Origin of the sequence: Porphyromonas pasteri (assembly GCF_014647755.1) — a bacterium.
Taxonomy (GTDB): Bacteria; Bacteroidota; Bacteroidia; order Bacteroidales; family Porphyromonadaceae; genus Porphyromonas; species Porphyromonas pasteri.
On record NZ_BMPU01000001.1, the window covers coordinates 898,722 to 914,381 of the forward strand.

At 56.7% G+C, this 15,660-nt stretch carries 11 protein-coding genes, 1 rRNA gene and 1 other RNA gene; 2 read left to right on the forward strand and 11 right to left on the reverse strand.

All coding sequences use genetic code 11. From position 1 onward, the window contains the following. Positions 1-67: 67 nt before the first annotated feature. The 10 genes from IEX77_RS03490 to IEX77_RS03535 all read right to left on the reverse strand — a co-directional run bounded on the left by IEX77_RS03490 (position 68) and on the right by IEX77_RS03535 (position 10,494). Entirely contained in the window at positions 68-1,369 is a 1,302-nt protein-coding gene (locus IEX77_RS03490; RefSeq protein ID WP_188807714.1) for a hypothetical protein, read from the reverse strand. A gap of 138 nt (positions 1,370-1,507) precedes the next feature. Continuing rightward, positions 1,508-2,143, reverse strand: coding sequence for a nitroreductase family protein (locus IEX77_RS03495; RefSeq protein WP_188807715.1), 636 nt, complete (start codon positions 2,141-2,143; stop codon positions 1,508-1,510). A 632-nt stretch (positions 2,144-2,775) separates the two neighbouring features. Beyond that, complete coding sequence (locus tag IEX77_RS03500) at positions 2,776-5,022, reverse strand: nitric-oxide reductase large subunit (RefSeq protein ID WP_188807716.1); 2,247 nt, start codon at positions 5,020-5,022, stop codon at positions 2,776-2,778. Positions 5,023-5,299: 277 nt separating this feature from the next. Further along, positions 5,300-6,007, reverse strand: a complete 708-nt coding sequence (locus IEX77_RS03505; RefSeq protein WP_188807717.1) for an LrgB family protein — start codon at positions 6,005-6,007, stop codon at positions 5,300-5,302. A 2-nt stretch (positions 6,008-6,009) separates the two neighbouring features. Next, positions 6,010-6,357, reverse strand: coding sequence for a CidA/LrgA family protein (locus IEX77_RS03510; protein ID WP_188807718.1), 348 nt, complete (start codon positions 6,355-6,357; stop codon positions 6,010-6,012). A gap of 62 nt (positions 6,358-6,419) precedes the next feature. After that, positions 6,420-7,769, reverse strand: a complete 1,350-nt coding sequence (locus IEX77_RS03515; protein WP_188807719.1) for a YihY/virulence factor BrkB family protein — start codon at positions 7,767-7,769, stop codon at positions 6,420-6,422. A 108-nt stretch (positions 7,770-7,877) separates the two neighbouring features. Then, positions 7,878-8,272, reverse strand: an RNA gene (rnpB, locus tag IEX77_RS03520) — RNase P RNA component class A. 16 nt (positions 8,273-8,288) lie between these two features. After that, positions 8,289-9,401 (reverse strand): Mrp/NBP35 family ATP-binding protein, encoded by a 1,113-nt coding sequence (locus IEX77_RS03525; protein WP_188807720.1) that lies wholly within the window; start codon positions 9,399-9,401, stop codon positions 8,289-8,291. A gap of 10 nt (positions 9,402-9,411) precedes the next feature. Then, positions 9,412-10,158, reverse strand: coding sequence for a tRNA (guanosine(46)-N7)-methyltransferase TrmB (gene trmB, locus IEX77_RS03530; protein WP_188807721.1), 747 nt, complete (start codon positions 10,156-10,158; stop codon positions 9,412-9,414). Between the two features lie 6 nt (positions 10,159-10,164). Next, positions 10,165-10,494, reverse strand: coding sequence for a hypothetical protein (locus IEX77_RS03535; protein ID WP_188807722.1), 330 nt, complete (start codon positions 10,492-10,494; stop codon positions 10,165-10,167). A gap of 518 nt (positions 10,495-11,012) precedes the next feature. On the opposite strand from IEX77_RS03535, the gene IEX77_RS03540 reads away from it, so the two are divergent. Then, the gene (locus IEX77_RS03540) at positions 11,013-11,879 is read left to right on the forward strand and encodes a tetratricopeptide repeat protein (protein WP_188807723.1); all 867 of its coding nucleotides are present in this window, start codon (positions 11,013-11,015) and stop codon (positions 11,877-11,879) included. Continuing rightward, on the forward strand, positions 11,879-14,947 hold the full coding sequence (locus IEX77_RS03545) for a PD-(D/E)XK nuclease family protein (RefSeq protein WP_188807724.1): 3,069 nt from the start codon (positions 11,879-11,881) through the stop codon (positions 14,945-14,947). The genes IEX77_RS03540 and IEX77_RS03545 overlap by 1 nt, the downstream gene beginning before the upstream one ends. 449 nt (positions 14,948-15,396) lie before the next feature. Here IEX77_RS03545 and rrf read toward each other — a convergent pair. Next, positions 15,397-15,506 (reverse strand): 5S ribosomal RNA (gene rrf, locus IEX77_RS03550). Positions 15,507-15,660 lie beyond the last annotated feature (154 nt).

Here is a 15,660-nt window from a genome sequence, read left to right on the forward strand (position 1 = left end):
GAGCTATGCAAAGAGGTATGTTTAGGTGAGAGGGCACATACTATGCAGGGGGAGGCTGGAGTTCGTGTTACCTAAAGCGGCTATGGATATCCACACAAGTCATCACCTTACCCTCACTGGAGATCAGCCAAGAGTGAGAGTAGTCTACCAATACATAGCCGCCAGAGAAGCGCGCTACGCCTAAGCAGAAGTCGAGGCCGTCCAGCCCCTCAGAGCAGCTCCACAGCACCTTACCCGTCTGAGCATCCAGACATCGGAGCATCTTCTTGGCATCAGCGGCTGCCGTGGGCTTGAAGGAAATGAGGATCTGGTCAGCCGACTCATAAAGGACGGTAGGCGAGAAGTAGTAGGACCCTGGAGTAAAGTCCTCGTAGCTCTGTAAGCGTGACTGCTCTACGACGTACTGGCTGACAAAGATCTTTTTCGGATAGTATGAATGCCTGTCATTCTCCCAGCCAAAAGATGGGATATAACGAGGATATCCGAGCTGCTCCAGTGCCTGATAGCGTACAAGCTGGATCTGCTCATCCTGGTAGTCAGATCCCGTCATCTGCTCTGAGAAGGTAAAGTGAGTCCTGAGCTGAGGCGCGGGAAGCTTATCCTCATAAGCCTTGAAAATTGACCGATCAGTGTAGAGCTTATTAGCTATGGGATAGTAGACAAACTTCTTTCCCAGATTCGTCTCGACCTCCAGGGCATCCCCATATTTGTAGAAGTAAAGCCCGACCTTACCAAAGCCCTCAGTGAACTCTGGTAGCTTATAGTCCTCACCATGGATCTCCTTCACATCAAGCGTCGAGCGATCAATCGCAAAGAGGCGCTTCTTATTGAGGACGACATAGTAAGTCCCGTCCTCGAACTGACGTGCATCCGTCACACTGACACTCCCCGTCACATCAGGGAGCTCAAGCTTCTTGATGATCTCATAAGTCTCTCCATCGAAGAAGTACATGAAGCCCTTAGCATGATCCCAGTCCCCACTGGAGTCGTCACGGCGCGCAGCACCACAGAGCACGACGATGGGGCGCCCTGCCGTACTGGAGAAGGCCATGAGCCGCTCACAGGCATAGGACATATGCTCCTCACCATCCCTCTCCCTCGAGGTCTCTTCTCGAGAGCTTCCCCAGACGATGAGCCCTATAGTAATGAGCGAGAAGAAGGCCGCCGGCGCAAGGATGATGAGGAGTAGACGCCTAAGGAAGGTATTGGGAGCTGGCTTCGTCTCTACCTTGTGATGGATGGTGATATCATCCGAGTCGAGATAGAACTCCGTCGAGCAGCTGTCGCAGCGGTAGTGGTCCTCGCTAATCTTTGTAGCGCGCGTGCTACCACACTGGGGACATTTCAGAGCTTTGATATGCGTGGGCATCCGAACGATTAAGCTAAGTGGTGAGCTGTGTAAGGGGGTGCTACAGCCCTTACATAACAAGAGGATACACCAAGAGAGCCCGCCTCTATATGGGCAGGCTCACTTGGTGCATACTATAGTGGGTGTGAAAATGCAGAGCTACTTGATGAAGGTCGCGAACTCTTCCATCGAGTTGCGCACCTTCTTCATCTTACCCAGCCAGTCGCGCTCGGGGTCAGCGTAGCCGAGGTAAAGGAGCGAGACGCTACGCAGGCCCTTCTCACGCAGACCGAGGAGCTCGTCGACGAGCTTGGGGTCGAAGCCACCGATAGGCGTGCTATCGATCTTCAGCTCAGCTGCCTGTGCCAGCGCCAGACCGAGGGCGATGAAGCTCTGGTTAGCAGCGTGCTGGAACTGCTCTTCCTTAGGCATCTTACCGAACGTCTCCTTCAGCATATCGGTGTAGCGCTTGAAGCGACCACGTACCAGACCACGCTCATCGGTCGTCAGGTCGTAGATCTCATCGATACGCTCGGGCGTGTACTCATCCCAAGCAGCGAAGACGATGACGTGTGAGCACTCGCGCATGCAGTCAGGGTTCAGAGCCCCTTCGACCATCTTCTCCTTCAGCTCTTGGTTGCCGACGACGATCAGACGGAACTGCTGCAGGCCCGATGACGTGGGAGCCAGACGTGCTGCCTCGACGATCTTCATCAGGTCTTCTTCACGGAGCTTCTTGGTGGGGTCGTAGGCCTTCGTGGCGTGGCGCCACACGAGGTCATCTAATAGTGCCATATTATTTGTCTTTATATTTAATTAATAGTGTCCTATACGTATGTAAAGATAATCACTCTCGGCGACCTAAGCTACACGGCCGGACGAAGTTCATCGTGACCGCAGAGAGAAGCCTTCATCACGCACTCGACACCAAGCCTATCAAGGCGCATGCCCCCCGCTATCAGCACGTCACCACAGCAGCTCTACGATAGGGGCAGTACGAACCTATATTGGTCAAGCAAACCCTTCTTATCGCGAGGATTCTTCTTATCCAGCGGAGGGAAAAGTGTCCTTCTCGTGAAGAAAAAAGCGCTTTCACGTAGTGGTTTTTCTCTGTCTATGCACGTAGTCTTAAAGACCAGGCACGCAAATCCAAATATCCACGTACGTAGATATTAGGACCACGTACGTAGCCCAAACTTATCTGCCACTCGTCCACAACTTTTTTATCCCGACGCGAAGCAACAACCTAATAGAGGTCACTTATCAATGCTATATAGCTTCGCCCGCTGACCCATATAGGTTCACACCACCCTCCCCTATTCGTACACCGAGCGCCCTCCCGTGAGCGGGGTATAAACATGAAGAGAGGCTACCACTGCTCCCATAGAAGCAGTGATAGCCTCTGCTATCGAAATAGAGTGAAGGGACTAACGCGTACCCTTACGTGACCAGCCGAACTGCAGGCCGAAGATGAAGACCACCAGCAGCAGCTCCCCGATACCGAGGAGGAGGTCACCTGGCATACGCATCCAGCGGATCAGCTGCATGTGATCCTGCTGCATAAACTCTGCCGAGCGAGCTGACCAGTAGGCATTCGTGATCGATTCGTGCGCCTGCAGGATACCAATGGGCAGGACGCTCACCGTCACCATCAGGAAGAGCCCGATATTGATCATCCAGAAGGCCGTACCGATAAGCTTGTCATTCCACTTGTAGTCGGGGTAGAGACCGCGCAGGCAGAAGAGCATCAGCCCGATACCCAGGATACCATAGACCCCGAAGAGCGCAGCGTGACCATGCACAGCCGTCGTATTCAGCCCCTGCAGGTAGTACAGTGCGATAGGAGGATTGATAGCGAAGCCGAAGATGCCTGCCCCGAGGAAGTTCCAGAAGCACATAGCGATGAAGCAGTAGATCGGCCACTTATAGGCTTCGATCCAGTCGGTAGACTTCGAGAGCTTATAGTTGTGGTAAGCCTCCATACCGATGAGCACCAGCGGCACGATCTCCAGCGCGCTGAAGGTAGCACCAAGTGCCAGCACCGCCGTCGGCGTAGCGCTGAAGTAGAGGTGGTGGAAGGTACCGAGGATCCCCCCCGAGAGGAAGATGATCGTCGAGAAGAGTACCGAGACCGTAGCCGACTGGATACGCAGCAGCCCAAGACGGCAGAAGAGGAAGGCGGCAACGACCGTAGCAAAGACTTCGAAGAAGCCTTCTACCCAGAGGTGCACGACCCACCAGCGCCAGTACTCGGCGATAGCCATGTGCGTCTGACGACCGTACATCAGCCCAGCAGCGTAGAAGAAGGCGATAGCCAGCGAGGCGATGATGAAAAGCGTCAGGAGGTGGCGATTCTCATCCTTGCGCTTGAGAGCGGGGATCAGTGCGCGGATCATGAGGAAGAGCCACAGCACAAGGCCAACCAGCAGCAGGATCTGCCACAGACGGCCAAGCTCTACGTACTCGTAGCCCTGATGGCCGAGCCAGAAGTTCTCGATGAGGCCGAGCTTCTGCATGACCCCGAACCACTGACCGACGAGTGAGCCGACGACGACAAAGAGGAGCGCACCGAAGAGCACATTCACCCCGAGGCGCTGGAACTTAGGCTCGACACCCGACACAGCAGGTGCGATGTAGAGCCCCGTAGCCAGCCAAGAGGTAGCGATCCAGAGGATAGCCAGCTGGACGTGCCAGCTACGTGATACCGCCTGAGGGAGGAAGTCCTGGATAGGCAGCCCGAAGAGTGCGTCACCCTCGACCCCATAGTGTGCCGTGATCGCCCCGAGGACCATCTGCACGAGGATGAGGATCGACACGATCCAGATGTACTTCGTCGTGGCGCGCATCGAGGGCGTCGGCTTCATACCACGCAGCGGATCAGAGGTGGGCAGGACGCCTACCTCGTCTTCCTTCGACTGAGCATAGTAGTAGACGAGGATACCGACGCAAGTCAGCAGCATCAGCACGCTGAAGCCCGACCAGAGGTGGAGCGAAGTGGGAGCGATATTGCCGATCGTGGGGTCGTGAGGCCAGTTGTTGGTATAGCTGACATCCGTACCTGGGCGGTTCGTGACGCAGACCCAAGAAGCCCAAGCGAAGAAGGCGTTCATCTGCTCCATCTTGCGGGGATCTTCGATGCTCTTATCGCGCAGGGCGTAGGCCGAGCGGAGCTTCACGAACTCAGGTGAAGCGTCGCCGAGGAAGAGCTTCGCGTAGTAGGCACCCAGCTCGCGAGCGACCTCAGCACGCAGCGGCGAGTACGTGATGACGCCCGTCGCTTCGTCGAAGGTATTCTTACGCACCTCCTCACGTAGGAGGACCTGATACTTAGCCTGCTCAGCGGCAGGGAGTGAGGCATAGTCCAGACCGTCACGCTCGGCGAGCTTCTTCAGCAGGAGCTCAGCCTCACGGTGCAGGTAGTCAGCGGACCAGTCGGGAGCGATATACGCCCCGTGGCCCCATACGCTACCTACGGTCTGACCACCGATGGACTGCCATACATTTTGGCCGTCCTTAATGTCTTGACCTTCGAAGAGCGTCGTGCCATCCGTCGTCACCACCTTCGTTGGGAAGGGTGGCATCGTGCGGAAGATCTCCAGCCCAAAGAAGCCAAGTACACCGAACGACAGCAGGATGACTGCCGCCAGTGCATACCATAGTTTCTTAGGAGTCATGGTTAGTTGTGAGAATAATTACGCTTATACTTAACTTTGCTTTACAACTACTTGCGCAATGCAAATAGAAACCATTCAAATATAAGTGTTATTTATTTATTCCCACTCATCAACTCGATGAAATTGGTGAAAACCATGCATACACCCCTACCGCACAGGGGGTAGCGATTTACATATTCGCCCCACGGAAATAGGAGGAGGGGGCTGCGGCTTGGTACAAAAAGCCCCGAAGACCTGAGGCCTTCGGGGCTTATGATAGCGAGTTGGGGATATGCGCTTAGCCGAACCAGCGAGCAAAGAGCGGCAGGAGGATGGAGGTCATCAGCCCCATGATCCCGATCGCCAGCCCACTCAGAGCACCTTCGATAGCGCCCATCTGGATAGCAGCAGCCGTACCGATACCATGCGACGAAGCACCCATCGCCAGCCCCTTCGCCACGGGGCTCTTGATCTTCATCAGCTTCATGATCGGAGGGCCGATGATACTACCGATGATACCCGCACAGACGACGATGACGGCCGTCAGCCCGGGGATACCACCGTTGTGACCTGCCAGCTCCATCGCGATAGGCGTCGTCACGGACTTCGGTGCAAGCGAAGCGATGAGCGAGCTCTTTACGCCGAGGAGATGACCGACACCGACGATAGAGCCGATACCCACCATAGCACCGATGGTGATAGCTACGATGATAGAGATCGCGTTCTTCTTCAGATGTGCCACCTGCTCATAGAGGATGTAGCCGAGAGCGACGACCGAAGGGCCGAGCATGAAGTGAATCATACGGCTCCCCTCGCGGAAGGTCTCGTAGGGTACCTTCAGTGCGGTGAGGATGAGGATCAGCTCGATGATCGTCACCAGCACGGGGTGCAGCAGCGAGTGCAGTACAGGTACTTGCACCCAGCGATGGATCTTGATATTGATGAGGTAGAGGCCGATGACGAACGTGATCGTGAAGACCTCGCTGTGGAAGAAGTGCTCGAGCATGATTACTTACGCCTCCTTTCCATTTGATCCTGTACATAGGCCACCGAAGCGATGACGAGGATAGAGCTGACGATGACCGCCACCAGGATGACCCACCAATTGGCCACCACGGTATCCAGCTGCGCCATCAGCCCCACACCGGCGGGGATGAAGAAGAGCCCCATGTTGTCCGTCAGAGCACGGGCAGGGGAGTCAATCTGATGCACCTTGACGAGCTTCAGCTGCAGCGCAAGGAAGAGAAGGAGCATCCCGAGGACGCTGCCAGGTACAAATCCCCTCATCAGATAGGAGAGAAATTCGCCTATCCAGTAGAAGAGGAAGATGAAGAATATCTTGATAAGTGTCTGCATAAGCAAGCGTAGTTTGCTACACCTCGCGGAGGATACAAAGCGGAGTGCAGCGAAGGAGTGGCCTATACGAGGTCACGCAGTAGGACGTCCGCACGCTCACGGACGGCAGCATAGGCACGGGTACGCGCCTGCCATGCAGCAGCATGCACGCCGCTGAGCTTGAGCGAAAGGAGTTCGCCACCGAAGCGATCGATATGATCGAGGAGCACACCGAGCGTGAGGCGGTCGGGCGCGATGTTGGGGCAGTAGTAGCCGCCCATGACTTCGTCCTTGCCGTAGTTCACCTCGATGAGTACGCCCATACGCGTCAGCTGGCTCAGCGCCTCCTGCGTCTGTCTCAGCGGAAGGTCGCAGGCAGCAGCCAAGGTCTCCGCACGGTAAGGCTCGGGATCCTCCGAGGTATAGCGCGCCGTGATACGTGCCGTGAGGGCGATGAAGACGGTATCGGCATAGCGGCGCGAGAGTGGACGGCTATTGGGAGGCGAGGTGAAGTGCCAGACGTGCTGTATGGAGTAGGAGATCTCAGCACCAAGCAGGATGATGATCCACGAGAGCTGGATCCAGAGGAGCGCCAGTGGCACGGCAGCGAAGCTCCCGTAGATCGCGTTGTAGCGTGAGATCCACAGCACCCCATTGATGTAGAGAGCCTGGAAGATCTGGAAGGCAATCCCCGCGATAAGCCCTGCGATGAGGGCGGGGATGAAGTGTACCCGCACGTTCGGCACGAAGAAGTACAGGCAGACGAAGCCGAGCGTCACGAGGACATAGGGCAGGAGACCGAGGATCTGTGTCGTGAGGGCTGAGATGATCCCCAGCTCACCGAGGTAGGTATTACTCAGGGTGGAGAGGAAGAGGGTCGTACCGCTGGAGATGGTGAGCAGTAGCGGGAAGAGGATGAAGGCGCCGAGGTAGTTGATCACACGGCGTGACCAAGGGCGGGCATAGGGTGCTTGCCAGAGGCGGTTGAAGGCATCTTCGATGGTCGAGATCAGCATCAGCACCGTGTAGAAGAGTACCGCCAGACCGACCCCGATGAAGAGGCCGCCCTGCACCTGCGATAGGTAGTTCTCGACGTAGGCAAAGGCCTTCCCGAACTCCACCTCATGCCCTGGGAGGGCACGCATCAAGGCATCACGCACCGTCTCCTGCAGTCCGAAGCCCTTAGCGATACCGATGATGATCGCCAGAATAGGCACCAGCGAAAGCACCGTACTGTAGGTAAGCGAACCCGCAAGCAAACCAATACCCTCCTCGATATAGGCCTGTACCGTCATGTAGAGCACACGCAGCGTCGCCACCCCGAGACGGGCAGGAGCAGCGAGCGAAGCACGCGTCAGGCGCCACATATCGAGCGTCACAAAGCGCCAAGCAGCGAGGGCTTGTGCCTCTATATGCCGCAGTACGTTAGGCATGGGGTGAGGGTAATGAGGATAGGATAAGTGATCTCGTCGGAAGGGAAGGAGGATGGGAGCGGGACACACCCGCTACCATGAGAGGGATATGAAGAAGAAGCGCGCAATAGAAGCAGTGGAGCTATAAGCCGAGTTCTGTACCCGTGGGCGGTCACCCACCCGATGGGTGTCTGTCATTTATCTGGGATGGTAGTCACCTACCACCTCGTGCGGTCTACCCTCCGACTGGGGCGAGCAACCCTCGTAGCGTCGGTTTACATGACCTTGCAACCCATAGGATGTACGGCAGCATGTATTGCTACACACTCCGGTGAGCTCTTACCTCACCTTTTCACCATCACCGCGGGGGAGCGAGTCCTCCGTGGCTGTCATTCTCTGTTACACCTACCTACCCTCACGGATAGCTTCCCGTTAGGAAGTATGGCGCTCTGCGTTGCCCGGACGTTCCTCACACGCCCTTCAGCCCAAGGGCCAAAGGGGTGCGCGACAGACCGCCCCACTGCTCTATAGCGTCTTCTTTTATTTCTGTAGCTCTACGCGCTGGGTCGGAGCTTGCTCAGCGTTGCGACGCTCGATCTGCTCGACGACATTGCGTGCCAGCGTGCGGAAGTAGATACCCATCAGGCTATCGCGCTGCGTGGCGATGGGCTCACCGCCGTCACCGCATTCGCAGATACTCTGGATGAGGGGGATCTGCCCAAGTAGAGGAATGTCCAGCTCTTCAGCCAGCTCCTTACCGCCATCACGCCCGAAGATATAGTATTTGTTCTGTGGGAGCTCGGCAGGAGTGAACCATGCCATATTCTCCACCAGCCCAAGGATGGGGACTTGTACGTGCTCGTCGAGGAACATCCCCACGCCCTTGATGGCATCAGCCAGGGCTACCTGCTGGGGCGTCGTGACGATGAGTGCGCCCGTCAGACCGAGCGTCTGCACCAGCGTCAGGTGAATATCGCTCGTCCCTGGAGGCAGGTCGATGAGCAGATAGTCCAGCTCACCCCAGTTCGTCTCCGTGAGGAGCTGCTTGAGGGCGTTGCTCGCCATGCTACCGCGCCAGAGCACGGGGCTCTCCTTGTTGACGAAGAAGCCGATAGAGAGCATGCGCACGCCGAAGCGCTCGACGGGTGCGATGAGCTCCTGCCCGTCGACGTCCTCGAGGACGGGACGCTCATCTTCGCAGCCGAACATCTTAGGCTGCGAAGGGCCGAAGATATCGGCATCCAGCAGCCCGACCTTATACCCTGCTTGGGCTAAGGCTACGGCGAGGTTGGCCGAGACAGTGCTCTTCCCGACGCCTCCTTTACCCGAGAAGATCGCCAGCGTATTCTTTACCTTCGGCAGCAGGGGTAGGCTATCCTGAGGCACGACCTCGGGGACCTTCACGCTGATATTCCCCTCGATCTGGACCTCAGGGCTGACGTAGGTGAGGATGGCTTTCTCAGCGGCCTTGACGACCGACTTGATGAAGGGGGAATTGGGCTTGTCGAAGATAAGCGAGAAGCTCACCTTCATACCCTCGATACGGATATCGTCCTCGACCATACCGGCCGTGACTAAGTCCTGACCCGTACCTGGGTAGCGGACACGGCGCAGGGCGTCGAGGATGAGGTTGGGATATAGTGTGATGGACATAGGAGTAGTGCTATTGGACTCTGCGTGAGCGGCTGAAGCTGCGGTAGCTATCGGGCTCGATCTCGATGTCGGGCTCGACGAAGCCACCAGCAGGCTCCTTGGGGACGAAGTGTAGGTACTTGATCGTCAGACCACGGCTCAGCCACTGACGCTCGTAGTACGTCCTGATCCCGAGGATCTTATCCTCGAAGGCACCGTCATAGAGATCGGCCGTATCGGTCAGGATCTCCTGATGGTTCAGCTCAACGAAAGCCTTAGTATAGGTGTAGAGGAAGGGGCTATCGGTCTTGAGATGGATCGAGCCACCAGGGCGCAGCACCTCGAGATAGCGACAGATGAAGCGCGAGGAGGTCAGGCGCTTCGTCACCTTCTTCATCTGAGGGTCGGGGAAGGTGATCCAGATCTCATCGACTTCTCCAGGAGCGAAGAAGCTCGTCAGGGACTCGATCTCCCCACGCAGGAAGGCGACATTCGTCATACCCGCCTCGTGCGAAGCCTTCGCACCCGTCCAGATGCGAGCGCCCTTGACGTCCACACCGATGAAGTTCTTCTCTGGATACAGCTCACCGAGACCTACGGTGTACTCGCCCTTACCACAGCCGAGCTCCAAGACGATGGGGCGGTCGTTGTGGAAGAAGTCCTCACGCCAGCGACCACGCAGGGGGAAGGCCTCCTGCTGCAGACGTGCGAAGGGATACTGGAGCACATGGGGGAAGGTCTCCATCTCGGCGAACTTCGCCAGCTTGTTCTTTCCCACAGGCGATTAGTCGAAGAGGTTAATGCTCTCGCAGTACCCGAGCTCACCCTGCACGACAAAGCGGATCTGGTCGGGATCGAACTTCCCTACCCCATCCTTCTGAGCGTTGCGCACGACATAGTCAACCAGCTCGTCCTCATCGATCTCGATGGGCTCTTCGTCATCGGCATCATCATCACTCAGATAGCCACGGCTCTCGTAGTAGTCATAGATGAGGTCTACGAAGTAAACGATATCATCATCGGAGAGGAGCTCCTTGAGCTCCTGGGGGATATAGTTGCGGATGAAGGCCACCGAAGCGGTATCATCATATCCAAGCAGTTCGTCTTCTACCATAATATTTATAGGGAGGGGCTTGCCCAGTGAGGCAAGGCTATAGTTACCCGTGCAAAGGTAATAAAAAGCCCCCACGGCTGGGGCGGAAGGGAGATATTCACACCCACTCCATAAGCCATCTATGGTAGGCGCAAAGGAGCCTACCCGATCAGCCACCCTCTGCGACCTCCCCCCACGCAGCTGTGCCCTACGGCATTTACTTCCTCGGAGGAAAAATCAAGGAATAGCAGTGGTATGACTTCTTATGAGGACGAATAAAAGTGGCGAACCTATAGCTGATAAGCTGAATCTATGTGCGTGGCTCTAAAATCCACGTACATAGTCGTTCGGATTTACGCACCTGGTCTTTAAGACTACGTACATAGACAGCAAAAAAGCACTGCGGGACGCTACTTTTTTCTTCACGGGAATAGCGTTTTCCCCTCTGCTGAATCAAGACGTATGCTATATCGTGAATGAGCAGTATCTTTGATAGATAGGGGAGGCTCATTCACTTAGCCCCTCCCCCACTCCATTCGATGACTCGCTCCAGACAGATAATTTCCTTTGCCCTCATAGCCCTCTGCATAGGTCTCTTCTTAGCACCACTCCGTGCCTCCGCCCAAGAGCAGACGACTCAGGCTATTGATAGCACCCGCTATACCCGTCTCATCGACTCCTGCTTCACAGCAGGCAACCGAGGTGACTACGCTGCAGCCGAGGCCTTCCTCGCAGAGGCTCTGCGACTCAATCCCCCTGCAGCCCTGCAGCCTATGCTCCTCAATAACCTCGGGGGGCTTCAGCTCCTGCAGGGCAAGGACGATGCCGCGCTCCTCTCCTTCTCCTCCGCTCTCAGTAAGGATCCCCACGAAGCGACGACACGCTTCAATCGTGCCAAGCTCTTCGTCCAGCGCAAGGAGTACAAGGCAGCCCTCACGGACTTCGCCCTCCTTCTCAGCGACCATCCGAAGAACGAGCTCTACCGCTACCAGCGCGCGATGGTCTACCTACTGACGAAGGAGTATGACCTGGCCGAGGCCGACCTCAAGACCATCATCGAGGAGAATGACGGCTCGCTCAAGGCACGCATAGGCTATGCCCTGCTGGAGACGATGCGCGGACGCTACGACGAGGCTGAGCGCCTCTATGCCTTCCTCACGGACAAGCTCCCGAAGAACGCCGAGGTCCTCGAGGGACGCGCACGTATGTATATGGCTAAGGGTATGCGTGGCTTCGCCCAGCGCGATATCCGTCAGGCCTTCGAGCTCCTCGGAGGTCGTGCACCAGCTACCCTCTACCGCCTGCGAGCCGAGCTGAATACCACCCTTGGCAACACCAAGGAGGCAGCCGAAGACCTGCGCCGTGCCGAAGAGCTGGAGAATCCCAAGAACACAGCCAAGCGCTAATGAATCATATCGATCCCTTCCTCAAGCAAGTCGCGGCCCACTACTATCAGCAAGGGGCCGAAGAGCTTGCCAAGCTGCGCTTCATCTTCCCCTCGAAGCGTGCCCTCTCCTTCTTCCGCCATCACCTGAGCCAGCTGGCTACGGCACGCCCCCTCTTCGCCCCACGGATGGAGACGGTGAGCGAATTCGTGCATAGCCTCCAGCCTCAGGTGCAGATCCTCGACAAGACAGCACTCCTCTTCAAGCTCTACCAGACCTACTGCGAGGTACGTACCGAGCGAGGCGAGATGACCGAGAGCTTCGATGAGTTCCTCTACTGGGGCAACATTATCCTCAAGGACTTCGAGACCTGCGACCGCTATCTGGTGCGCACCGACCACCTCTATCGCAATCTGAGAGACATCAAGGAGATCTCCGACGACTTCAGCTACCTCACCGAAGAAGCCCGCGAGATGATCCAGGGCTTCTGGGGTGACTTACCCAGCCTTCAGAGCATCAGCGAGGACGACGACAAGGGCTACAAGAAGCGCTTCCTCTCCTTCTGGGAGTGCCTCGCCCCGCTATATAAGCGGTTCACCACCAGCCTACAGGCAGAGGGCTACGTCTATGACGGGCTGCTCTATCGCCGTGCCGCCGAGGCGAAGGAAGAGGTACTTAATCAGCTGGCGGGGGATGAGAAGCTCATCTTCGTCGGGCTCTTCTATCTCACACCCTCCGAGGAGAAGCTCTTTAAGACCCTCACGAAGGCAGAGCGTGCTGAGTTCTGCTGGGATGCCGCCGTCGAGGTCGTGCACGACACCAACCACCCTGCGAGCAAGTACTTCCACAAGCTCTGTAAGGAGTTCGGTCAAGTCGATGGCCCGTGGACACAAGGAGGTAGCGCACAGCATCTCCCTCGCGAGGTACAGGTCATCGAGTGCTCCAGCCTCCTCTCACAAGCCAAGGGACTCCCGACGCTCCTCCAAGAGCTGAACATCGCCGAGGCGACGGAGAACCTCGAGGCAGCTATTATCCTGCCCGACGAAGGGCTCCTTCTGCCCACCGTCAGCTCGATACCTGACGACATCGGCAGTATCAACATCACCCTCGGCTATCCGCTGGATCGCACACCCATCGCCCTCATGCTGAAGCGATGGATCACGCTCATCTCCTTCAACCTCAAGCGCTCGGAGAGCTCGGCACGCTACCCCGCTGACCAGCTCCTCGGGCTACTGGGCCAAGGACTGATCACGGCACACGCCCCCGAGGCCACACGCCTCATGGAGCATATCCGCCAGAGCAAGCGCTTCTTTGTCCCCGCCAAGGATCTTTGGACGGATAAGACGGAAGCTGAGTTCCTGCACCTCCTCCTTGACCCGCTCTCCGAGACGAGCGACCCACTGCAGCGCATCGAGGCCGTACTGCTCCACCTCATCCAATCGGCCCAGCAGGAGATACGTACCAGTGAGCACCACGAAGAGGAGGGCGAAGAGCAAGACACAGTGCTCGTATATGAAGGGCTCTCGTCCTTCGACCTTGAGTTCATCCACCACTACCTGCGCCTCATCAACCGCCTGCAGGGGCTCATCCAGCAGCATCAGATGGTACTGGGCTTCGAGGCGATGATACATCTTTTAGAGGGCTTAGTGGGGACTGTGACCATTCCCTTCGAAGGCGACCCACTGCAAGGACTGCAGGTCATGGGGCTTCTCGAGACACGACTGCTCCACTTCCCCACGATGATCTACCTCTCCGCTCAGGAGGGCGCCCTTCCCACGAAGCGCTACAGCGATACGCTCGTCCCCTACACGCTCCGCCGAGGCTTCGGCCTTCCTACGGGGCGCGCCGAGGAAGATCCAGGGCAGGACTACACCTTCTTCCAGAGTATCGCACGTGCCGAGCGTCTGACCTTCGTCGTAGCGCCCGCCAGCGACGGCTACAACCTCGGCGAAGAGAGCCGCTACATCAGCCTACTCCAGTACATCTACGGCTGCGACATCAAGCGCCGCTCCCTCCGCCTTGAAGCCAAGGCCAAGGAGAGTGCCGATATCTCGAAGCGTAAAGAGGGGGAGCTATGGGAGCAGTTCGTCTACCGTACGACGACCGACCCCAAGGTGGATCCCGAGCGTAAGACCATCCGCCCACTCTCTCCAAGTAGCCTCTCGAAGTACGTCGCCTGTCCGCTACGCTTCTACTACGAGGCGATCTGCCGCTACCGCGAAGAGGATTCTCCCAGCCTCCTGTTGGCTTCGAATGAGTTCGGTACCGTACTGCACCGCGTCATGGAGGAGTTCTACTCGGACCTTACTAAGAGCCCAAGCACGGGAGAGCAACTTACCTTCACCACCATCACCAAGGAGATGATCGATAAGGAGCTCAGGGCTAAGGACAACATCAGGCAGCGTGTAGAGAAGGCCTATCGTGACGAGCTGAAGCTCAAGCCGGGTGCACCGCTCAGCGGACTCTCGCGCATCTATTGCCAGACCATCGAGCGCTACGCACGCGAGCTCCTCGAGTGGGACAGTGCGCATGCTGCATCCTTTAGCTACGCTGCGAGCGAGAGCGAGGTCTATGCCGCCTTCACGCTCCCCAGTGGCAAGACCGCCTATCTCGGTGGTATCATCGACCGCATCGATCAAGTCGATGGCAAGTATCGCGTCGTAGACTACAAGACAGGGAATGCTGCGCTTACGATCTCCACGCCCAAGAAGAAGCCCGTAGACTTCCGATGGGAAGAGCGGCTCAAGGATCCCAAGAACAAGGCGATCCTCCAGACGCTCATCTATTGCGCGGGCTTGGCTCAAACCTATAAGCTCGACGAGTCGCAGATCCACTCTGCTATCTTCCGCTTCAAAGGAAACGATGGCTTGGTGACGAAGCAAAAGAAGTACGATCCCCTCCTCACCTTCCCTATTGGTGAAAAGCAAAGCAAAGTAGCAGCCCCTTATGCGGAAGTCAAAGAGTCCTTCGAAGCGCTCCTCGTAGATGAGCTCTTAGCCGAACTCTACGATACAGACAAGCCCTTCACGCAGACCGAGGACGATGAGCAGTGCGCCTACTGTCCCTTCGCCCTTAGCTGCGGCCGCTAAGGATCGCTATCAATAAGTCGCAGCCCCCCCCCAAAAAATAAATACGCATCCCGCACCCTGTGGAAGTTCCACAGGATGCGGGATGCGTATTATATATATGTAGAGGAAAGCCTATCCGCCCTTGAAGATAGGGCTCCCATAGGGGGAACCGAGCCTATCCGTATCCGCTCCACGGCTATCCTACGAGCTACAAAAACGAACCTATACAGGGGCGCCGCTCCGACCAGTATTGGTCACGATACGAAGCAATATAGGTTACTTTCCTCTCCTCGCAGGTATGCGTCTGCAGTGAGCTGGTGGGATATGCTCGTTCTTCCGCGAGCTAGTGGGTGCGAGTTGGTGGAGTACTGATGCGAGTGCCGTGCGGAGGCTATGCGCTGCCCTCACGGCGGTAGGCATATAAACGGCGATAGGGTGACGAAGCTTGCACTCCATCACCCTACCTCTTAAAATGGCGGCTACCTACTCTTCCACGAAACGCAGTACCATCGGCACGATTGGGCTTAACTTCTCTGTTCGGAATGGGAAGAGGTGGAACCCCAACGTTATAACCACCTAAATATCTCTGTATTTAGACAATCATTGACTTGATAAAAACGCACAATACTCACTCACGTATCGCTAAGTCGGTATACAACCTCAAGCAAAAACTTTCGGGCAATTAGTACTACTCGGCTATGACGTCACCGCCTTTACACCTGTAGCCTATCAAG